This window comes from Streptomyces sp. NPDC005962 (assembly GCF_040629205.1).
Taxonomy (GTDB): domain Bacteria; phylum Actinomycetota; class Actinomycetes; order Streptomycetales; family Streptomycetaceae; genus Streptomyces.
Genome location: NZ_JBEXVE010000006.1, coordinates 205,596 through 225,668 on the forward strand (window position 1 = coordinate 205,596; position 20,073 = coordinate 225,668).

The 20,073-nt window shown below is 69.0% G+C and carries 21 protein-coding genes; 12 read left to right on the plus strand and 9 right to left on the minus strand.

The window, feature by feature from the left end:
• Positions 1 to 9 precede the first annotated feature (9 nt).
• The gene (locus ABZ370_RS12970; protein WP_358619638.1) at positions 10 to 453 is read left to right on the plus strand and encodes an SPW repeat protein; all 444 of its coding nucleotides are present in this window, start codon (positions 10 to 12) and stop codon (positions 451 to 453) included.
• Between the two features lie 105 nt (positions 454 to 558).
• On the opposite strand, the gene ABZ370_RS12975 is transcribed toward ABZ370_RS12970, so the two are convergent.
• Complete coding sequence (locus ABZ370_RS12975) at positions 559 to 1,272, minus strand: DUF2848 domain-containing protein (RefSeq protein WP_358619639.1); 714 nt, start codon at positions 1,270 to 1,272, stop codon at positions 559 to 561.
• Positions 1,273 to 1,450: 178 nt separating this feature from the next.
• Here ABZ370_RS12975 and ABZ370_RS12980 point away from each other — a divergent pair, with 178 nt between their 5' ends.
• The 3 genes from ABZ370_RS12980 (at position 1,451) to ABZ370_RS12990 (ending at position 4,077) form a co-directional block, all read left to right on the plus strand.
• Positions 1,451 to 2,806 carry an MFS transporter gene (locus tag ABZ370_RS12980; protein ID WP_358619641.1) on the plus strand — a complete coding sequence of 452 codons (1,356 nt, stop codon included), beginning with the start codon at positions 1,451 to 1,453 and terminating at the stop codon, positions 2,804 to 2,806.
• A 90-nt stretch (positions 2,807 to 2,896) separates the two neighbouring features.
• Complete coding sequence (locus tag ABZ370_RS12985) at positions 2,897 to 3,703, plus strand: carbon-nitrogen hydrolase family protein (protein WP_358619643.1); 807 nt, start codon at positions 2,897 to 2,899, stop codon at positions 3,701 to 3,703.
• Positions 3,700 to 4,077, plus strand: coding sequence for a cupin domain-containing protein (locus ABZ370_RS12990; protein WP_358619645.1), 378 nt, complete (start codon positions 3,700 to 3,702; stop codon positions 4,075 to 4,077). Before ABZ370_RS12985 ends, ABZ370_RS12990 begins: the two co-directional genes overlap by 4 nt.
• A gap of 174 nt (positions 4,078 to 4,251) precedes the next feature.
• Here the strand turns inward: ABZ370_RS12990 and ABZ370_RS12995 are convergent, their stop codons facing one another.
• Entirely contained in the window at positions 4,252 to 4,878 is a 627-nt protein-coding gene (locus ABZ370_RS12995; RefSeq protein ID WP_358619872.1) for a GntR family transcriptional regulator, read from the minus strand.
• A gap of 72 nt (positions 4,879 to 4,950) precedes the next feature.
• Positions 4,951 to 6,048 carry a medium chain dehydrogenase/reductase family protein gene (locus tag ABZ370_RS13000; protein WP_358619646.1) on the minus strand — a complete coding sequence of 366 codons (1,098 nt, stop codon included), beginning with the start codon at positions 6,046 to 6,048 and terminating at the stop codon, positions 4,951 to 4,953.
• 190 nt (positions 6,049 to 6,238) lie between these two features.
• On the opposite strand from ABZ370_RS13000, the gene ABZ370_RS13005 reads away from it, so the two are divergent.
• Both ABZ370_RS13005 and ABZ370_RS13010 read left to right on the plus strand, forming a co-directional pair.
• On the plus strand, positions 6,239 to 6,898 hold the full coding sequence (locus ABZ370_RS13005) for a TetR/AcrR family transcriptional regulator (RefSeq protein WP_358619648.1): 660 nt from the start codon (positions 6,239 to 6,241) through the stop codon (positions 6,896 to 6,898).
• Positions 6,899 to 6,951: 53 nt separating this feature from the next.
• Positions 6,952 to 7,440, plus strand: a complete 489-nt coding sequence (locus ABZ370_RS13010) for an inorganic diphosphatase (RefSeq protein WP_358619650.1) — start codon at positions 6,952 to 6,954, stop codon at positions 7,438 to 7,440.
• 4 nt (positions 7,441 to 7,444) lie between these two features.
• Here ABZ370_RS13010 and ABZ370_RS13015 read toward each other — a convergent pair whose 3' ends face one another.
• Entirely contained in the window at positions 7,445 to 9,247 is a 1,803-nt protein-coding gene (locus tag ABZ370_RS13015; RefSeq protein WP_358619874.1) for an ABC transporter ATP-binding protein, read from the minus strand.
• 664 nt (positions 9,248 to 9,911) lie between these two features.
• Here ABZ370_RS13015 and ABZ370_RS13020 point away from each other — a divergent pair.
• Positions 9,912 to 10,502, plus strand: a complete 591-nt coding sequence (locus ABZ370_RS13020; RefSeq protein ID WP_358619652.1) for an Ig-like domain-containing protein — start codon at positions 9,912 to 9,914, stop codon at positions 10,500 to 10,502.
• A 129-nt stretch (positions 10,503 to 10,631) separates the two neighbouring features.
• On the opposite strand, the gene ABZ370_RS13025 is transcribed toward ABZ370_RS13020, so the two are convergent.
• The 5 genes from ABZ370_RS13025 to ABZ370_RS13045 are packed head-to-tail and all read right to left on the minus strand — an operon-like array spanning position 10,632 to position 15,160.
• Positions 10,632 to 11,162, minus strand: a complete 531-nt coding sequence (locus ABZ370_RS13025) for an ATP-binding protein (RefSeq protein WP_358619653.1) — start codon at positions 11,160 to 11,162, stop codon at positions 10,632 to 10,634.
• 38 nt (positions 11,163 to 11,200) lie between these two features.
• Positions 11,201 to 12,076 (minus strand): glycosyltransferase family 2 protein, encoded by an 876-nt coding sequence (locus ABZ370_RS13030; protein ID WP_358619655.1) that lies wholly within the window; start codon positions 12,074 to 12,076, stop codon positions 11,201 to 11,203.
• Positions 12,070 to 13,305: a glycosyltransferase gene (locus ABZ370_RS13035; RefSeq protein WP_358619656.1), complete on the minus strand. Its 1,236-nt coding sequence runs from the start codon at positions 13,303 to 13,305 to the stop codon at positions 12,070 to 12,072. Before ABZ370_RS13035 ends, ABZ370_RS13030 begins: the two co-directional genes overlap by 7 nt.
• Complete coding sequence (locus ABZ370_RS13040) at positions 13,302 to 14,006, minus strand: hypothetical protein (RefSeq protein WP_358619658.1); 705 nt, start codon at positions 14,004 to 14,006, stop codon at positions 13,302 to 13,304. The genes ABZ370_RS13035 and ABZ370_RS13040 overlap by 4 nt, the downstream gene beginning before the upstream one ends.
• The gene (locus ABZ370_RS13045; protein WP_358619659.1) at positions 14,003 to 15,160 is read right to left on the minus strand and encodes a glycosyltransferase; all 1,158 of its coding nucleotides are present in this window, start codon (positions 15,158 to 15,160) and stop codon (positions 14,003 to 14,005) included. Before ABZ370_RS13045 ends, ABZ370_RS13040 begins: the two co-directional genes overlap by 4 nt.
• A gap of 150 nt (positions 15,161 to 15,310) precedes the next feature.
• On the opposite strand from ABZ370_RS13045, the gene ABZ370_RS13050 reads away from it, so the two are divergent.
• The 5 genes from ABZ370_RS13050 (at position 15,311) to ABZ370_RS13070 (ending at position 19,586) form a co-directional block, all read left to right on the plus strand.
• Positions 15,311 to 16,285: a helix-turn-helix transcriptional regulator gene (locus tag ABZ370_RS13050; protein WP_358619661.1), complete on the plus strand. Its 975-nt coding sequence runs from the start codon at positions 15,311 to 15,313 to the stop codon at positions 16,283 to 16,285.
• Positions 16,285 to 16,848: a peptide deformylase gene (locus ABZ370_RS13055; protein ID WP_358619663.1), complete on the plus strand. Its 564-nt coding sequence runs from the start codon at positions 16,285 to 16,287 to the stop codon at positions 16,846 to 16,848. Before ABZ370_RS13050 ends, ABZ370_RS13055 begins: the two co-directional genes overlap by 1 nt.
• 71 nt (positions 16,849 to 16,919) lie before the next feature.
• The gene (locus ABZ370_RS13060) at positions 16,920 to 17,300 is read left to right on the plus strand and encodes a hypothetical protein (protein WP_358619665.1); all 381 of its coding nucleotides are present in this window, start codon (positions 16,920 to 16,922) and stop codon (positions 17,298 to 17,300) included.
• Positions 17,297 to 18,772, plus strand: coding sequence for a caspase family protein (locus ABZ370_RS13065; RefSeq protein ID WP_358619667.1), 1,476 nt, complete (start codon positions 17,297 to 17,299; stop codon positions 18,770 to 18,772). The genes ABZ370_RS13060 and ABZ370_RS13065 overlap by 4 nt, the downstream gene beginning before the upstream one ends.
• A 43-nt stretch (positions 18,773 to 18,815) precedes the next feature.
• A complete protein-coding gene (locus ABZ370_RS13070) occupies positions 18,816 to 19,586 on the plus strand; it encodes a transposase (protein ID WP_358619669.1) in 771 nt (256 codons plus the stop codon).
• The last annotated feature ends 487 nt before the right edge of the window (positions 19,587 to 20,073 follow it).

The window sequence follows — 20,073 nt, forward strand, 5'->3', positions numbered from 1 at the left end:
GCGAGTCGTATGGCCGACGTCTCACGTACCAGAGGTGATCTCAAGGGCCACCCCGACGTGTCCGAGATGCGTGAGCGCTTCGCTCGCATGATGGACGCGCGGGACGTTGTCTTCCTCGACGGGCCGGTGCTGCTTGCCGGTCTGTACTTCGCCATCTCCCCCTGGGTGGTGCACTTCTCCAGCACCAGCCCCGACCTCATGGTCAACAACCTCGTCCTCGGCCTGGCCATCGCCCTGATGGGCATCGGCCTCACATCGGCGCCGAGGAGGATGTACAGCCTGTGCTGGGCCATGTCCGCGATCGGCGTATGGATGATCATTTCTCCCTGGGTCGTTGCCAGGGGACCGGATGCCGGAATGATCTGGAACAACGTGCTCATCGGTGCCCTCACCTGCCTGTTCGGCCTGATCGCCGCGGGCATGGTGATGCGGAAGGGACGGGAGACCACCTGAGCGAGATCTGAACGCCCCGGAATCAGACGCTACAAGCCACAGCGGACCAGGCCGAACGGCCTGGTCCGCTGTTTTCGTCCGCTGTTTCGTCCGGCGGCGTACGCGTCAGCCGATCGGCTCCGGCATCGGGACCACGTCGTAGGAGCATTGGATGATGTCGCCGGTGGCCGGATCGCCCAGCTCCACCCGCCAGCGGTCGGCGAACTGGTCGACGCCCTCCGTCATCGGGATCGTCCCGGAGATCAGCACCGTGCCCGGCACCAGCTCACCGCGCTCGCGCAGCACCTCGACCCAGTACGCGGGCGGCAGCAGCTCGGCCAGGGTGCCGTTCTGCACCTGGGTCTCCTCGCCGTCATGGGTGACCCAGGCCCGCAGGGTCAGACCGTCCAGCCGTGCGTCCACGTCCGCGAGGCGCCAGGCGCGGGCGGCGAGCACATCGGGGCCCGCGTTCTTGCTCCAGGCCACGCCGTGCGCCTCCAGCTCCCGGTCGGTGTGGTCGCAGGCGGCGGTGAGCAGCAGCTCCCCGCCCTCGGCCACGATCAGCGCCCATTCCGCCTCGCCCGAGGTGCGGCCGTGCTGGACGCTGACCCGGCCGGTCTGCTGGGCCAGGTAGGGGGAGATGGGGTAGAGGGCGGGGGTCACGCTGGGGGCGGGAACGCCCAGCTCGGCGAGCTCGGCGACATGGGCGGCCACATCGTCCTGGCTGCGCCCGGCGTAGCCCGCGTTGAGCACCTGGACGACCTCCACCTGCCGGGTGGAGCCGTCGGGGAGGGCGAAGGTCAGGGCGGGACGGGTGGACTGCGGGGGCTGCGTCGTCATGGGGCATGCTCTCCAAATCGCGAGGAACTTCCCTCGAGGGGGTTGCGCATACGCTTGGTATACAACAAGTATGCCGGAAGCCGTGCATCACGCAACACCCATCACCCCCCGATCACGCACCCACCCATAGCGCACCCCCCGATCACGTACCCACCCCGCACCACCCCGAGGACGGACCATGCAGCCCACCTCCACCAGCGCACCGGCGCCCCGGGCCGACGGGCCCGCGGTCCGCCGCGCCTTCATCGCCAGCCTGAGCGGAACCGCCCTGGAGTGGTACGACTTCGCCGTCTACTCCGCCGCCGCGGCGCTGGTCTTCGGCGACCTCTTCTTCCCCTCCAAGGACCCGTTCACCGGCACCCTCCTGGCGTTCTCCACCTACGCCGTCGGCTATATCTCCCGCCCGCTGGGCGGATTCGTCTTCGGCCGCCTCGGAGACGTCATCGGCCGGAAGAAGGTGCTCATCGCGACCCTGGTCCTCATCGGCGCCGCGACCCTGCTGATCGGGCTGCTGCCCACCTACGCCACGGTCGGCGTCGCGGCCCCCGCCGCCCTGGTGCTGCTGCGCTTCGCCCAGGGCGTGGGCGTGGGCGGCGAGTGGGGCGGTGCGGTGCTGCTGTCCAGCGAGTACGGCGATCCACGGCGGCGCGGCTTCTACGCCTCGGCCGCCCAGGTCGGGCCACCGGCGGGCAACCTGCTCGCCAACGGAGTGCTCGCGGGGCTGGGCGCCACGCTGACGGAGGACCAGTTCCTCTCCTGGGGCTGGCGGGTGGCATTCCTCCTCTCCGGTGTCCTGGTGGTGTTCGGGCTGTGGATTCGCGCCAAGCTGGAGGAGACCCCGGTCTTCAAGGCCATGGAGGCCTCGCAGGACCGCCCCGAGGCGCCGGTGCGCGAGGTGTTCACCTCCCAGCCCCGGGCGCTGACCGCGGCGATCCTCTGCCGGATCGCCCCCGATGTGCTGTACGCGATGTTCACCGTCTTCGTGCTCACCTACGCCACCGGGGAACTGGGCATGTCGCGCGGCTCCGCGCTGGCCGCTGTCCTCATCGGCTCCTCCCTCCAGATCTTCCTGATCCCGCTGGCCGGGGCGCTCTCCGACCGCGTCAACCGGCGCTGGCTGTACGGTGTCTCCGCCGTCGCCGCGGGCGTCTGGCCCTTCGTCTTCTTCCCGCTGGTCGCGGGCGGCAGCTGGGCGCTGCTCACCCTGGGCGTGGTCGTCGCGCTGGTGATCCATTCGCTGATGTACGGACCGCAGGCGGCCTTCATCGCCGAGCAGTTCTCGCCGCGGCTGCGCTACACGGGCTCCTCTCTCGCGTACACCCTCGCCGGGGTCGTCGGCGGGGCGATCGCGCCGCTGCTGTTCACGACGCTGCTCGGTACGTATCGGGCCTGGCTGCCGCTGGCGCTCTACATCGCGCTCACGGCGGTGGTCACGGTCGTCGGGCTGTGGCTGGGCCGGGACGCGGCGCACGCACAGGACGAGGAGCCGGACGGCGTGGCCGCACAGCACCACTCGTCCGCCGCGATCGGCTGACGCACCACCCCCGGGACGGGCGGCCCGGCTCCTCCCGGGGCATCATCGCCAGATCACCCACCGCGCCAACCAGGGAAGGCAACACACCCCATGCGCATCGCACTGAGCCAGATCACCAGCGGCCCGGACCCGAAGGCGAACCTCGTCACGCTGCGCGAGCAGGCCCTGCGCGCGGCGGCGGACGGCGCCCGGATCGTCGTCTTCCCGGAAGCCGCCATGGCGTGCTTCGGCACCCGGCTGGGACCGCTCGCCGAACCGCTGGACGGCCCCTGGGCCACCGAGGTCCGGCGGATCGCGCGGGACGCCGGACTGGTGGTCGTGGCGGGCATGTTCACCCCGGCCCCCGACGGGCGGGTCACCAACACCCTGCTGGCCACCGGCCCCGGGGTCGAGGCCGCCTACGACAAGATCCATCTGTATGACGCCTTCGGTTTCGCGGAGTCCAAGACCGTGGCCCCCGGCTCGGAGGTGGTCACCTTCGACCTGGACGGTGTCCGGATCGGCCTCGCCACCTGCTACGACGTACGGTTCCCGGAGCTGTTCCGGGCGCACGCCGACGCGGGCGCGGTGCTGTCGCTGCTTCCGGCCTCCTGGGGCGCGGGCCCCGGCAAGCGTGAGCAGTGGGAACTGCTGACCCGGGCGCGGGCGCTGGACGCCACCGTATGGCTGGCCGCCGTGGGCCAGGCCGACCCGGCGGCGGGCGGCTCCGAAGCCCCCTCGACGAGCGCCCCCACCGGTATCGGGTACAGCGCCCTGGTCGGCCCCGACGGCACCGTACGGGAGCGGCTGGAGGCGGGCCCGGGACTGGTGGTGGCGGACGTCGACACCGAGGAGGTCGCGGCGGTGCGGCGCACGGTGTCCGTCCTGGCCAACCGCAAGCTGGGCACCCGCGCATGAGTGGGCGGGAGAAGCCTGAGCTCGAATTCCACCGTCCTTCGGGCGCCTGGCAGGCGCCCGAGGGGGCGGCCCCGGGTGTCCGGGAGCAGACCCTCGCCGCGGACGGGAGCGGTGCGCATCGCACGGCGCTCGTCCGGTGGGAGCCGGGCACGGACACCTCGCGGTCCGGCGTCGTCCGTCATGACTTCTGGGAGGAGGTCTATCTGATCGAGGGCGATATGCACGACCTGACGCTGGGGCGGACCTTCTCGCGGGGGGACTACGCATGCCGTCCGCCGGGCATGCCCCACGGACCGTGGACCTCCGATGGCGGCGTGACGATGCTGGTGATCACCTACCCGGGGGCCGATCCCGAGCCCCCGGCCGAGGCCTGAGGCGGCCCGGGTCTGAGATGGCCCGGGGCCAGGTCTGCGGTAGCCCGGGTCCGAGGCGGCCCGGGTTTGCGGCTGCTCGGGTCCGCGGCTGCTCGGGTCTGCCGCTGCCCGGGTTTGCGGCTGCCCGGGCCCGGGCCTCGGCGCTCCGGGACCGGCGCGGTCCCGGGGAGCGGCTCACCCCGCGAGCAGCACCTTCAGCGTCGACTCCAGGTGACCGCTGATCGCGGTGCGCGCCGCCTCCGGGTCGCCGGAGGCCACCGCGTCCAGGATCGCCTGATGCTCGGCGAGCACCGCCTCCTGGCGGCCGATCCGGTTGTACAGCGCCACCACCCCGGCCCGGATCTGGCGGCTGCGCAGCCCGTCGTAGTGCCGGTTGAGAAGTTCGTTGCCCACCGCGGCGACCATGGTCGCGTGGAAGAGGTGGTCCACGGCGATGAATTCCTTGGCGTGCTCGGGCCCGCTGAGCCCGCGCTGCCGCTCCAGCAGCTCCGTCAACTTCTCGACCGGTACCGTCCGCTGCTCGATGGCCTGCTCCGCGGCATGGCGCTCGACGATCCCGCGCAGCTCCATCAGCTCGGTGATCTCCCGGCCGGACAGCGGTGCGATATGCGCACCCCGCTTGGGCACCAACTGGACCAGATCCTCGGCCGCGAGCAGCAGCAGCGCCTCGCGGATGGGTGTCCGGGAGATGCCGATCCGATTGGCGATCTCCTGCTCGGTGAGGAACCTGCCCTGCATGTCGGGATCGGTCAGCACGGTCTCCTTGAGGAACGCGTACGCCTTTTCTCGTCCGGACTGCACTGGGCCCATGCCTCCTCGCATACCACTCGTATACGAAAATTATCACGGCGAGGAGGGCCGGGAGGCCGGTGTTCATGAGGCGTTGCCGGTCACTGAGCCCTTGCCGGTCGCTGAGCCCTTGTCGGTCACTGAAGCGTCGCCGGTCACGAGGACGACCTTGCCGGTGACCGTGCCGGACTCCGCCAGCCGCAGCGCCCGCGCGGCCTCGGCGAGCGGGATGCGCGCGGCCACCTGGGCGGTGAACTCACCGCTCGCGAGCAGCGTGAGGACCTGGCCCAGATCCTCACGCATCCGCGCCTGGTAGGCGGCGCGCCGCCGCCTGCCCGCCCACAGGTTGTAGAAGTGCGCCTTCCGGCCGTTGGGCAGCAGGTTCCACAGCGCGAGCCGGGCGAGCAGCTTGAGGACGGGCGCCCGGGACGAGCCGGGCACGTCGCGGGTGGCCGCCGTGCCGTACGAGACGAGTGTGCCGCCCCGGGCCAGCAGCCGGAACGAGTCCACGATGCCGTCGCCGCCGACGTGGTCGAACACCGCGTCCACCCCGCCGGGCGCCAGCTCGCGCACCCGCGCGGCCAGATCCGGGTCGCGGTAGTCGACGGGGGTGGCGCCCAGCGCCCGCACCGCGTCGTGATGGCGGGGCGAGGCGGTGCCGATGACCGCGATACCGGCACTGCGGGCGAGCTGGACCAGGGTGGAGCCCACCCCGCCGTTGGCCCCGTGGACCAGCACGGTCATTCCGGCGCGGGCCCCGGCCACCCGGTGCAGCATCTGCCAGGCCGTGATCCCGTTGACCACCACCGTCTCGGCCTCGGCCGCGCCCACTCCGTCCGGCACGGCGACGAGATCGCCCGCGTCGGCCAGCACATGGCTGGCCCAGCCGCCGACCTTGGTCAGCACGGCGAACCGGTGGCCGCGCAGCCCCGGGTCGACGCCCTCGCCCGTCGCGGCGACCGTGCCCACCAGGTCGTACCCGGGCACGAAGGGGAACGGCGGCTGGTCGTAGTACTTGCCGCGGCGCATCTGCTGCTCGGCGAAGGAGACCCCGGACGCCTCGACGGCCACCAGGGCCTGGCCGGGGCCGGGTTCGGGCACCGGGCCGGAGCGGAGCTGAAGCCCTTCCGGGTCCACCGGGCCGGGCAGGACGACTTCGGTGAGCACTTCGGTGAGCGGCATGGCGGCGCCCTCGTCTCTCGTGAGGTCTTCTATCGATCGTGAGAACTTCTAACGAAACAATGAACCTGTTACCCTCGATGTGTCAAGCCCCGTTTTTCCGGTCCGAGGCCCGTTCGAGGTCGGCACGAGGGCCGCACGAGTTCCGTCCGAGGTCCGCACACCAGTCGCACGAGAAGGGAAGGGCGCGCCCATGGCCACAGCACGGCGAGAGCGCTACCGGCAGCAGACGCGGGAGGAGGCCAAGGCCGTGGCCCTGACCCAGCTCGCCGAGTCGGGCACGGCGGGAATCTCGGTGAACGCGATCGCGAAGGCCATGGGCATGACCGGCCCCGCGCTCTACCGCTACTTCGCGGGCCGGGACGAGCTGCTGACCGAGTTGATCACCGACGCGTACCGCGATCTGGCCACGGTGTCCGCCGAGGCCGTCGAGGCCGCCGCCCCCGCCGACCGCTTCCGCGTGCTCGCCCACGCCTTCCGCGACTGGGCCAAGCGGCAGCCCGACCGCTATCTGCTCATCTACGGCACTCCGGTGCCCGGTTACCAGGCGCCCCCCGAGACCACCGAGATCGTCGCCTCCCTCATGCGCACGATCTTCGACGCCTGCGCCACCCTGGATCGCACCACCGCCCCGACCCCGCTCGAAGCCGAACTGGCGCGAAAGCTGGAGGGCGTGGGCCCCTGGGCCCCCGGCCCGGAGCCGGACGGCGAGCTGAAGACCCGCGCCCTGGCCACCTGGACCCGGCTGCACGGGGTGATCAGCCTTGAAGTGCAGGGCCAGTTCGCCGGAATGGGCTTCGATCCGGGGGCGCTCTTCGAGGCCGAGATCGGCGCCCTCGTACGCGGTGCGTGAGAGGCTCGCACGGCGCACACTGGAAACACGCCCACCGGTAACCGGAGGTCGCGATGGAGTCCGCCGCCGAATTCGACGTCGTCGTGGAGATCCCCGAGGGGTCCCGCAACAAGTACGAGATGGACCATGAGGCCGGGCGCATCCGGCTGGACCGGATGCTGTTCACCGCCACGAAGTACCCGGCCGACTACGGCTATATCGACCACACCCTCGGCCGCGACGGTGACCCGCTCGACGCCCTGGTCACCGTCGGCGAGCCCACCTTCCCCGGCTGTGTGATCCTGTGCCGGGCCATCGGCATGTACTGCATGCGCGACGAGAAGGGGCCGGACGAGAAGATCTTGTGCGTGCCCGCCCACGATCCGCGCTATGTGGACGTCCAGGACATCGACGACGTGCCCGAGTTCGACCGCATGGAGATCACCCACTTCTTCGACGTCTACAAGGACCTCGAACCCGGCAAGTCCGTCGAGGGGTCGCACTGGGAGGGCCGTGAGCAGGCGTACGCGGAGATAGCCGCCTCCCGCGCCCGCGTCGCCTGAGCGGTCACAGGGTTTCACCGCGCGGGGCGCGCGGGGCCGGTACCCCACGGTCGTTCTGCAGCTCCCACAACTCCCGGAAGAGGCCCGGCGACCGGGTCAGCTCCTCGAACGTGCCCTGCTGGATCACCCGGCCGCGGTCCAGCACCACGATGCGGTCGGCCACCGCCACGTTCGCCAGCCGGTGAGTGACCAGGACGACCGCGCGGTCCCGCGCCATCCGCCGCAGCCCGGCGAAGATCCGGTGCTCGGCGCGCGCGTCCAGGGCGCTGGTGGGCTCGTCCATCACCAGCAGCCCGGCGGGCCGGTGGAACGCGCGGGCCAGCGCGATCCGCTGCCACTGCCCGCCGGACAGCTCCACCCCGCCCCACCACTGCCGGGCCAGCAGCGTGTCCAGCCCGCTGCGCAGCCCGTCGACCACCTCGTGCGCCCCGGAACGGACCGCCGCCGTCCGGACCGTCTCGTCCCCGCCGTGCGGCTGCCCGAGGGTGATGTTGTCGCGCGCGGACAGCGGCCAGTGCGCGTAATCCTGCGGCACGACGGCGGTCTGCCGCCACATCGCCTGCGGCTCCAGCTCCGCGGTGCTCGTGCCGTCCCAGGTCACCGCGCCCCCGGTGGGCAGGTACAGCCCGGTCAGCAGCTTGCTCAGGGTGGTCTTGCCGGAGCCGTTCTCCCCGACCAGCGCCAGCACTTCGCCGCGCCGCACCTCCAGGCTCACCTCGGCGAGCGCCGGAGCCTCGGACTCCGGGTAGGCGTACGTCAGCCCCTCGGCGCGGATCACCTCTGGTACGTCCGGCACCCGGCTGCCGCGCCGCATCCGGTGCCCGCCCGCCTCCTCGATGAACTCCGCCCAGTCGTCCAGGTACAGCCCCGTACGGAACAGCCGCGTCCCGTACCCGACCATCCCGTGCAGCGACGTGCCCACCGTCCGCAGCGCGAACACCGCCGTTCCCGCCGAGGCCACCGACATCTGCCCCGACCCCAGCAGCAGCGCCAGCGACGCCCACACCAGCCCCGACGCGAACCCCCCGGCCAGCGCCCCCGCCACCGCGTACCGGGCGCCCCGGTGCACCGCCTTGTCCGTCGCGGCGTCCACCCGCGCGCCGATCGCCCGGTACCGCTCCAGGAGGAATGACGCCATGGTGCCCGAACGCAGCTGGTCGGCGATGTCCTTGTCGACCATGTAATAGCGCAGCAGCCCGAGCGTGCGCCGGTCCGCGCTCATCGCCCGGCTCGTCTCGTACTGCACCCGCGCGCTCTTCATCCCCGCGATCCCCTGCGGCAGCGCGGCCAGCAGCAACAGCGGCAGCAGCGCCGGATGCAGCACCGTCACCACCCCGGCCGCCGCGACCAGCGAGGACAGACATGCCATCAGCTGCTGCGACTCGACGATCAGATCCTGCGCGACCTCGGCGCCCCGGTCCGCCGCGTCCCACTTGTCGTTGAACCCGGGGTTGTCGTACGCCGCCAGCTCCGCGTTGATCGCCGCGTCCAGCATCTGCGTCTCGGCCTCCCGCGAGATCCGCGGCGACAGCCTGCTGGAGATGTTCGACACCGCGATGCCGAGCAGCGCCCGCAGCCCCGCCGCCCCGGCCAGCACCGCGATCGACGGCAGCGCCTCCCGCAGCCGCTCGCCGATATGCCCGGACGAGATGAGCGCCGTGATGGTGCCGGTCGTCGCCAGCAGCCCGAACGCCTCGAAGAACCCCGCGAGCGCCTGGCACAGCAGCAGCGTCATGACCGCCGCGCGGTCCACCCGCCACGCCAACCCCAGGGCGCGCCGTACCAGTTGCGGCAGTCTGCGGGCCATGGCCCGGGTGGTGATCGTCTCCAGCGCCACGGGGGTAGGCGGCCGGAACCGTAACTCCTCACCGGCCCTGTCCGATTGCTCTGCCGATTGCTCTGCCGGTTGCCCGGCGGTCTGCGACGCTGCCACGGATCATCCCCCTGACGATGCGGTCCAGCACGTCGGTGCCGTCACCTTGCCGCAAAGCCGGGTGCGCCGCAGGGCGTACGACGGAGGTCCACACGATCGTGGGCACCGCCTCCGCCCGAGACCACCCCCACGGACACCACCTCACGAACACCGGCAGCGTGGACCCCGTCCACCCCTGCCACCCAGGCGCGCCCCGAGGCGAACACGCACCACGCCCGCACAGCGCCCGCGCCGCGCGCACCGGCCGGGAAACCCGCGCTCGACGGTACCCGCGGCGCACACGGCGCGAGCCGCTGAGCGCTGCGCCATTCAGGGCAATTCACCCTCGGGTACCTGGCGTTGTGCCGCCACCCGCGCGCCTACTGGTGCTACAGACCGGTGGGTTCCACATCCGCCGGGGGACGGTGACGCGGGCAGGCCCCGGCGTCGATCGCCGTAAGCGTGCACCCCCTGGCACCCGATGCGCCGCCGCGCCCTGATCAAGGCGTCGGCCTGGCGACCAACGGCCCACCACCTCACCTCACTTGGAGGGCCCATCATGGCTACCCCCACCATCACCCTCGTGACGGCAACGCCGAACCCGGCGACATCCGGGCAGTCGGTCACACTCACCGCCACCGTCATCCCGCTCGGCACCGGAACCCCCACCGGTACCGTCACCTTCACCATCACCGGCGGCCCCACCCTGACGGGGACGCTGTCGGGCGGCACGACCTCGGTCACCGCCAGCGGGCTGAGCGTCGGCGTCCACCCCGTCATCGCCGTCTACGGCGGCGACACCAACTTCCTCGCCTCCACCGGCGCCACCGTCATCGTGGTCACCCAGGCCGCGACGACGACATCGGTGGTGTCCAGCCCGGACCCGTCGACCCTCGGACAGTCGGTGACGTTCACGGCCACCGTCACGCCGGTCGCACCCGGCTCGGGCTCCCCGAGCGGGACGATGACCTTCGTCATCGGCGGCTCGGGCGGCGGCTCGTTTACTCAGCCCGTGACGGCCGGTGTGGCGACCCTGATGCTCACCACCCTGGGCGTCGGCACCCACCCGGTGGTCGCCATCTACACCGGCGACGCCAGCTTCCTGCCGTCCTCCGGCACCGACACCCAAACGGTGAACCCCGCCCCCTAGGCCGCGCCCACGCCCGGCCGACCATGACTGAGCCCCGCCACCGCCCGAGGGGGCAGTGGCGGGGCTCGGTCACTCGTCGTGGGCCCTGAGCCTTCCAGACCGGTAGCGACACGCACCGGCGGGTCGTGCTCAGGCTTTCGGGTCGCTGGCGGCAGCCAGGGCTGCCAGGAGTTCGTCGAGGTCTCCGGTGTAGGTGATCACTTCCTCGTCCTCGGCCGGGGGATCAAAGCGGGCGAAGAAGTCGTCGAGGGCTTCGGGCGTGACGGCGAGGGCGTTGGCGTCCTCGCGCTGGTTGCGTTGGGCGAGGCGCCGCAGGAGCTCTTCGCGGTCGGTGGGGAGGTAGACGACGAGAGGGTGTCCGCCCGCGTCGCGAGCGGCCTGCTGCCAGTCGTCGCGCTCGGCTCGGCGCCACAGCCCGTGGTCCAGGACGACGTCGTTCCCGGCTTGGAGCTCTTTGGTGAACTGTTTCCGGATCGCCGCGACGATCGGCCGTTGACGCTCGAAGTAGGTGTGTTCGGGGTAGTCCACGCCGTATCGGCCGTGGAGGCGGTGGACCTCCTCGTCGACGGACAGCCGGATGAAGCCGTGGCCCGTGAGGGCTTGGGCGGCGGTGGTCTTCCCGGAGCCGGTCAGACCGGCCAGCAGAACGGCGAGGGGCACGTGGCCATCCCTTTCACGACGGGCGTGCGTGAGCGTGGTCATTGTCGCGGATTCTGAGCGGTGCGCGGGTGCGGCCGCCAGGTGGTGGAGATGCCGTGGGCCTCGGCGGGCCAGCTGAAGGGCATCCGGTCCAGGCTCACCCGCCGGAAGGCGAACCGCGGGTCGCTGGTGTTGATCACGCCGCCGTGCCGGTCGATGTGGGTCAGCAGGCGGCCGGCCTCGTCGCGGACGGCCGGGGTGTGCTCCTGCCAGGTGCCGGAGGTGAAGTGCCGGACCCGGCGGCGCAGGTCGTCCAGGATGCCCGAGCGCCATTTGAAGTGGTGGACCGCGCAGATGCGGTCGGGGTCCGGCCGGTGGCCGGGAGCCCGGTGGTTGCCGGAGGAGACGGCTACGTCGTGGCGAGCGAGAGCGATCTTGCGAGGGTCGCCGTGCAGGAGTCGGTGGGTGAGGTGGCCACCCAAGGGATAGGCGACGTCGAGTCCGCCGTCCGGCCGCCAGTCGGTCAGGCATCCACTCGCGGCGACGCGGTCGAGCATCAGCCCGCCGACCACATGGTGCCCGGACTTCTCGGCTCGGGCGATCACCTCGCCCAGCGGAGCGGGGTACTGCTGGAACTCGTCGGCGTCGGCGATCAGGTGCCAGCCGGGTCCGGCCCGGTGGCGCAGGGCATCTCGGAGCTGGGTGTTGGTGTGCTCGTGCCATGGTCCGGTGCTGGTGCCGGTGGGGATGATGCCCAGTTTTCGGACGGCGGCTTGGAGCTCGTGCCGCCACACGCCGGGGACGTGGTCGGGGAAGTGGAAGGCGATCAGGAATCGCTCGACGCCCAACCACCGGTAGTGGCGGACCCAGGCAACCAGCAAGGACGGCTCGATGGGGCCGACGACGGCGATCAGCGCGGGAGGCGTGGTCAGCATTCAGGACTCCTCGTGCGCAGTCCGGCGAAGGTGTAGGTGAGGAAGGCGGCCTGCTCGGCGGCCGATCGCATCCCCAGCAGGCCAGGGGCGTCGGAGCAGGGGTACGAGGGCGGTCGGCGGATGACCGCGTGCAGGACATCGGCGAGGGTGGCCGGATCGCCGACGGGAAACGTCAGGGCCCATGGCTGGCCGTGAAGGCGGGCGGTGAGGACCGGGTCGTGGTCGGAGATGATCAGGGAAACGCCGAGCCGGGCGGCATCCATCACCAGCCCGGATTCCTTGCTGGTCCCGGGGTGTCGGCTGACGAGGGTGGCGTCGGCGGCGGCGTACACGAGCCGCAGTACGGCTTCGCTTACCGGGCCGGGAACGGTGTGCACGCTCAGGCCGGGCAGGGACCGCCACCGCTGAAGGACGGCTTCGTCGAGCGGGGAGCTCGTGATCACCAGGTGCAGGGGTTCCTTCAGCCGGGCGAGGGCGGCGTCGACGGTGGCGATGTCCTTGTAGGGCCACCAGCCACCGACCAGGCACACCACGGCCTCCGCGGCAGGAATGTCGAACGCGGCCCGGCCGCCATCGCGTTCAGCAGCGGTCAGACGGCGGCCGTCGTCCACCGCGAAGGCGCCCACCACCGCGGGCAGTTGGGTGAAGGCAGCGGTGACCTGATCGGCGACAGCCTGGGTCGGACACACCGCGATCACCTGTTGTTCGCCCCGGCACGCGAGCCGACTGAGCAGCCGCACGACGGCGTCCTCCGTGGTGACCCGCTCGTGGACGAACCGCAGGTGCGGCTGACCGCCCAGGAGAGCTGCGACCCCGTGCAGGGCCTCGCTCGCGGTGAGGATCACCACCGCGTCGGCGCCGGACTCCAGGCGGCGAGCGGTCCGCAGCGCGGACGCCTCGGTCAGGCAGCGGGCGACGAGGGTGATCTGGTGCGGCAATCTGCGCAGGTGGCGGGGCCAGCGGCGCGACCGGAACACGCGCAGTCCAGTGGTGGAGAGCCCGGCCGCCAGTCGGGCGGCGGCCAGCAGGCAAGCCGCCGGGAGCCCGGCCGGTGCCGTCACCAGCCGGGCACCCGCCTCGCGCAGGGCACCTCGCGCCTCACGGGCAATCCCGTGCGGGGCGATGACCAGGCTGCAGGGGCGGGCCTGGGCGAGGGCCGCCAGCGTGTGCTGGTGATGCCCGCCCATGCGGTTCGCGTACGGTTCGATGAGCACGAGGGGGCCGGTCATCCCGAGACCGCCTGGTCCCCGTGGGCCGCGGTAAATCTCTCCCGCAGCCAGGCAGGGTCGTTGAGATGGTCGAACCACTGCGGGGCGCGGGCGGCTTCGCGGGCGAAGGCGACACCCTCCCGGGACCCGGCGGCAGCATAGGCGGCGAACTCACCGCTGTGACTGTTCGTCCATGCGTGAACCCGCTGGTGGGCGTCGCTGTCCGCCATGCCGTACTCGCTGCCGCGTTCCAGCATCGCGCACTCGCGGAATCCGGCCTTCCAGGCGTGGAAGGGGCTCTGATTGAAGCGCGTGACCCCGGCGGTCTGGTCGGCGAACTCGACACGGCCAGGCAGGGCCGCGAGCACGTCAACGGCCGCGCCCATCCCGCGCAGGGCGCTGCGACGGATCAGCTTCAGCCCGCCGTAGCCGTAGGCCAGGCCGTTGACCGGATTGGCAGCCCGCCACACCCGCATGGACACCTCCTCATCGATCGGTTCGACGACGGCCGGGTCGAAGCTCGTGTCGATGGCGAAGTCGCCGTCGGCGAGGAAGAACTGCTCGCGGTCGACGATCTCGGCGCACAGCCGGTAGGCCCGGCGCATCCCGTGCACCCCGTGCAGGCGCTTCACCGTGCCGCCGAGCGTCCGCTGAAGGCGGGAGTGCAGGGCGTCGGCCATCGGTTCGTCGTACGACAGGAAGACCGCGTCGTAGCCGCTCACGACAGGGCCTCCAGGTAGCGGGCGGCGACCAGGGAAGGGGCGAAGTCGGCGGTGGATGCGTGGGCGCGCTTGGCGTGCACGGCGTGGAACTCGTCGTCCGTGGAGAGCCGTTCGGCCAGGGCGACAGCCTCGGCCGGGGTGGTGAAGCACAGCTCGGGGTCGATGTGCTCGGCGAGCCAGCCCAGGCGCGGTGAGATGACCGGCATGCCCATGCCCTGGCAGTCGATCACGCTCATCGACCAGGGGCAGCCGGGCCGGAACGGGGCGATGCCGAAGCGGGCGCCGGCCAGCAGGGCCTTGTAGCGAAGGCGGTCGCCCTGGTCGGAGACGATCTGGACGTGCGGCAGCGCGGCGAGCTTTTCGCGCATCTTCTCGGGGCTGTCGTTCAGGCCCGTGCGCTCGACCCGTCGCTTGCCGAACAGGTCCATCACTCGTAGCCGGACGAGACCGGAGACGACCAGGTCACGGGCGAGGTCCACGAATTGCTTCGTGCCGTAGTGCGCGTACAGCCGGTGGTTGTAGACACCGATCGCCTCCTCGGAGGAGGCGGGTTCGATGGTGGCGGGGTCGCGGACCAGGCGCTCGTCCCGTGGAGCGGGTACGACCCGCAGCTTCTCGCCGAGGTCGACGGTCATACGGGCGGCTGCGGCCGAGGTCCAGGAGGCGGCCGTGGAGGAGTGGACCATCACCCGGTCGCATGCGGCCAGCCCGGCGGCGAACGCGAGCAGGACCGGGCGTCCGAGCCCCGCGTCGTTCAGGGAGGGGTCGAGCAGGAGCTGGCCGCCGCTGGCGAAGGAGAATGGCAGGTAGTGGCAGTACCCGGCCAGCAGCGCGTCCGATCCAGCCTCCAGCAGAGCAGTGCGGATCGCCGGAGCTTCCTCGATCTGGTTGGCCACCACGACGTCCGGCTTCTCTGCCCGGATCAACGCCACCAGCTCGTCGATGTCTGCGGAGAAACGGGCCCTGTACTTGGTCCCCGGCACCTTCGTCCGGTGGAAGCCGCAGCGGGCATCCCCCACCGGGGCTGGGGATACCACGGTCACTTCCGCCCCGGCGTCCGCCAGTGCCGGGGCGATCAGGTCCGCAAAGATCCACCCGGAGTCGGCGGACAGCCGGTCCGGGTTGGAGATGTTCAACAGGTACAGCACGCGCATCGAACGTCGCCTCCTCACATCTGCCCCGGACGGGTCGATCCAGGGCGGTAAGGGAAGGAAAACGGCGACGCGTACCGTGACGGGATGATGAACTGAGATCACTCACGGTTCATTCATGCTCACTGACCATGACACGGGGGCTGCCCATCGATGGACGCGCACGGCAAAGAGATCACCACCGACCAGGCGGCCGAGGGCTTTGCGGCCGAGCTGGCGCGTTGGCGGGAAGTGCGTGGCATGTCCAAGCGGGCATTGGCCCAGGCCATGGGCTTCGACCCGTCCTACGTCAGCCACATGGAGTCCGGCCGCCACAAACCCAGTGAGGAATTCGCCCGGCTCGCCGACGAGGTCCTGAACGCGGGAAAGTCGATCTGGCGCCGCTGGGGCGACTACGAGCGGGCCCGAACGCGAACCATGCGGCCTCCCGCGGCTCCACTCACCCCACTCCTGGCTGAGCAGCCGTACGCGACCGGCTCCGCCCTTGTCGTCGAACATGACGCGGCCCACCTCCAGTACGACGGCCGCGCCTACCGGCTCACCATGCGCAGGCTGCTGCGGAACACCGGCACCGATCCGGTGACCCGCTACCTGATCCGCATCTCCGTCGACCGCTACCCCGGCGACCCCGAGCGGTCCAATGCGCACTACCGGGCCCGTCCGTTGACCTGGGACGAACTCGACCTCACCGCCACCTGTCGAGGCGAGGAGATGCGCTGGCAGGCCAAGCACGACCGCGACGCCTTCAAGGAAGTCTGGCTGCTGTTCAACAACGAACACGGCCGCTTCCCGCTATACCCGGGCGAGTCCGTGTGGATCGAGTACGCCTACACCGTCGGCGACGACAAGTGGGGCAACTGGTTCCAGCGAGCCGTCCGCCTGCCCACCGAACAGCTCGAAGTCCAACTCGCCTTCCCCGCCGCCCTCGACCCCGTCGTGTGGGGCACCGAAACCTCGATGACGGCCGAAGCCGCCCCGCTGCGCACTCCTCCCGTCCGCAGCGACCAAGGCGAGCTACGGCAATTCACCTGGATCACGGCCACACCCGCATTGCATGCTCGATACCGTCTGGAGTGGCGGTTCCGGGCACGGCCCGAACCCGACTCAGAACAAGGGGAGTTCCGCTGATGGACGTCCGGCCCAGCCAACAGATGCGAGACCTCGGCGTCGTCCAACAGGGCGCTGGCATCCTCACCGAACCGGCCCGACCCTTCGATCTGCCCGCCGAGCGCGATGAGGCCGAGCGCATCACCGACGAACTGTTCGCCGCCATGGAACGGATCGGCCAGGTCCACCCTTTCGCCAAGGGCATGGGCATCGCCGCCCCGCAAATCGGCATCGCCCGCGCCGCCGCCGTCGTCCAACCGCCCGGCGACGCCCCCGCCATCATCCTGCTCAACCCCCGCATCACCGCCCGCTCCAAAGAGACGGACGACCAGTACGAAGGCTGCCTGAGCTTCTTCGACGTCCGCGGCCTCGTCCCCCGCCCTCTGAAGGTCACCGTCGAGACCGCGGCCCTGACCGGCGAGACCGTCACCACCGTGTACGAACGCGGCCTCGCCCGCCTGATCCACCACGAAATCGATCACCTCGACGGGCTCCTCTACACCGCTCGCATGAAGGCCGGTGTCGAACCGATCGCGGTGGAGGAATACCGGCAGACGGGGAGAGCCTGGGCATACGAGCATTGACATCGCTCGCACTATTGACCAGTTGTCCCGCCAATTTGAGCAATTTACTCACTGGAACGATAGGTGAACCCTTGATCGTTGAATGGCCCGTTGAAGCCCATATCCGCACTGCCAGTGCTAACGAACGGAAGCACCTTGAATCTCTGGAATCTTGGCTACGACTGGATTCAAACTTCCAGAGGAAGACGAGACTCTCCGGTACCCTCGCTGAAGACGATTTAGGGGCGGCGGTTGAACTACTCGCAGTGGCCATTGGTGGCGGTGGCGTGATTTCGGTTCTCGCAACTTCCTTGAGTGCATGGCTCCAGCAGCCGAGGAAATCCGACATCACATTGAAGGTCACGGGTCCCAGCGGAACGACCGTGGAAATTGATGCCAAGCGCGCTACGCCGCAAGAAGTGAACGAACTGCTCGGTAGGGCGCTTGAGATTGACCAAGAGGCAACCGAATGAGGCTCCCGGACAGCGAAAAATCCCGCATCGTCCTGATCGGCGTATCTCGATACAACTCGACGGACCTCCCCGATGTCCCCGCGATCAAGAACAATGTATTGGCACTCTTTGAAACCTTCACGGACAGATCTGCTGGAATCATCGCCCCGGAAAACTGCACTTCTCTGCTAGGCCCCGAAGATCAGTCTAGTTTCGGAGAAATTCTCACTACTGCGGCAGAGCAAGCGGAAGATCTTCTACTGATTTACTATGCTGGGCACGGACTCCTTAATTATGCTCGACATGAGCTATTTCTATCCACGGTTAACACTTCGCCGGGTTTGAAGCTCCCATTTACTGGAGTGGACTATTCGCATATCCGGGATGCTTGCATGGAAAGCAATGCTAGGAATCGAGTCGTAATCCTGGATTGCTGTTACTCGGGGCGGGCGATTTCTGGCGCGCTGTCCGAGTCCGAATCAGATTCCGTTTTTTTTAGTCAGGTTCAGGTGGCTGGCACTTACGTGCTAGCCGCCTCGCCAGGACATTCGGTCGCAAAGGCTCATCCAGGTGACCGCTTCACGGTCTTCACCGGTGAGCTTCTGCGGGTCCTACGGGAGGGCATCTCGGGGGCGGAGAGTCTCCTGACTCTAAATTCAATCTATAAGCGGCTTCAGTCTGCACTGCGAGCAAGTGGAAATCCAATTCCACAACAGCAGATCACCGAGAATGCGGACGTGATGGCTTTGGCCAGGAACGCCGCTCGCGATCATGGGGTTCGAGATTACAGGCAAGCCCAGATTCTTTCTACCCGACACCTTGATTTTACCCCAAACCCTCTCAGCTTAGGGGCATTTGTCGACGACGACGTGGTAGAAGTTCCCCGCGTTCCTAGGGCGTTGGTGGAACGCGAGAATTTGATCCTCACTAAACCACTTAAATGGGATTACCTGCTGTATGCATCCTCATTGTGGCTCGGGGTGGAGTCTCTCAGTGAAAAGTGGGTGCTGTATGAAGCGGGTCGCTCATCTAGTTCCCGGCGCATGAGCATTGCGCAACTCTGTCACTATGTCGACAACTCTCTAGAAAAGCTCCAAAGGATTACCCACCGAATCGACGAGTGTCTGAGTCCTGATTTGCAAGACAGGGTGTTCGAGAAATCGGCAGATCAGGCCAACCCTGAAGCTATCAAGCGTATGGCGAGCGACCTAGTCGGAGTCTATGAGGATTACATGGACTGGGCAATGGCCATCAGGGGAATTGTTGCACCTCATAAAGCGGCCCGTCTAATCGAAATGGCCGCGCTCATTGCGGACACTCCAGTCCGTGAGGTGAGAACATTCATCCAGCAATACTTCTTTGAGGTCGATGCATTGGGTGCACGTTATGCGACTAGTGAGGCTGCGTCAATTAACGTTAGCCTAACGCTTAAAATCACTCTTAACCAAGAGGTGCTCGACGATTTTCTAGAGGAGCGAAGAAAGTTGATCTAAGCGCTGTCCCGTAATGGCTGGTCAGGGGTGAGATGATCTTGCCGTGACTGGTGTGATCACGGCGTCGGAGCCCTCCTGGATAGCCCCGTTCACCGGGCTGAGCCCTCGGCAGTTCGGCAAGTTGGTCACCGCGCTGCGGCGCGAGGGTGCCGACCCGGTCCGCAAGGGCCGGCCGTGGAGCCTGTCGTTGGAGGACCGGGTCCTGCTGGTCGCCGCGTATTGGCGCACGAATCTCACCCTGCGCCAACTGGCTCCGTTGTTCGGGGTGTCGAAGTCTGCGGCCGACCGGATCGTCAACCACCTCGGCCCGTCGGTCGCGCTCCAGCCCCGCAGACGGTTCCGCAAGGACACCGTGCTGATCGTGGACGGCACACTGGTCCCCACCCGCGACCACACCATCGCCGAGCAGTCGAAGAACTACCGGTACTCCACCAACCACCAGGTCGTCATCGACGCCGACTCCCGGCTCGTCGTCGCCGTCGGCCGGCCGCTGCCCGGCAATCGCAACGACTGCAAGGCGTGGGAACTGTCCGGTGCGAAGAACGCCGTAGGCAGGACCACGGTGATCGCGGACGGCGGCTACCGCGGCACCGGCCTGGTCATCCCGCACCGCCGCGAACGCGGCCAGGCCGAACTCCCGGACTGGAAAGAGGAGCACAACCGCTCGCACCGCAAGGTCCGCGCCCGCGTTGAGCACGCCTTCGCCCGTATGAAGATCTGGAAGATCCTCCGCGACTGCCGTCTGAAAGGCGACGGCGTTCACCACGCCATGCTCGGCATCGCCCGCCTGCACAACCTCGCGCTGGCTGGATGAGGGGCAGTGGCGCTGGTCAACCGGCATGCCGTAGATCATTTACGGGACAACGCTTAGCTCTTTTGTGTCACGTGTATCGGTGGGGCAATCCGCCACCGCCTGCTGCCTTCATGTTCGCAACTATTGGCTGCTGCTGGGGGCTGCTGATGTCAGGCCGTCAGAGCTGGCTCGCTGTCTGTACTGCACTGAGTCGAGAGGAGCCTTGGGCTGCCCGCGCTGCCCTCTCCGACCGGAACTCCTTAGCGGCTCGGCGACTTCCCTCATCATGCGCCGGTTCGCTTCGCGCGCTTCGATGACCCCTTCCGGGTCGTGTCCAGGCGAATGATCACCGTGGCGATTACACACTGCAGCGCGTAGGGCCACGGCTCGCCAACGACATTCGGATCGTCAATTGAGGCGTTGTGCTGTAGCTCCGGGCTGAGGCGGTTGATCAGTTTGATCTCATGTGAGGCCAATCGGCTGCCGAGCAAGCGTCACTCGCGACTCA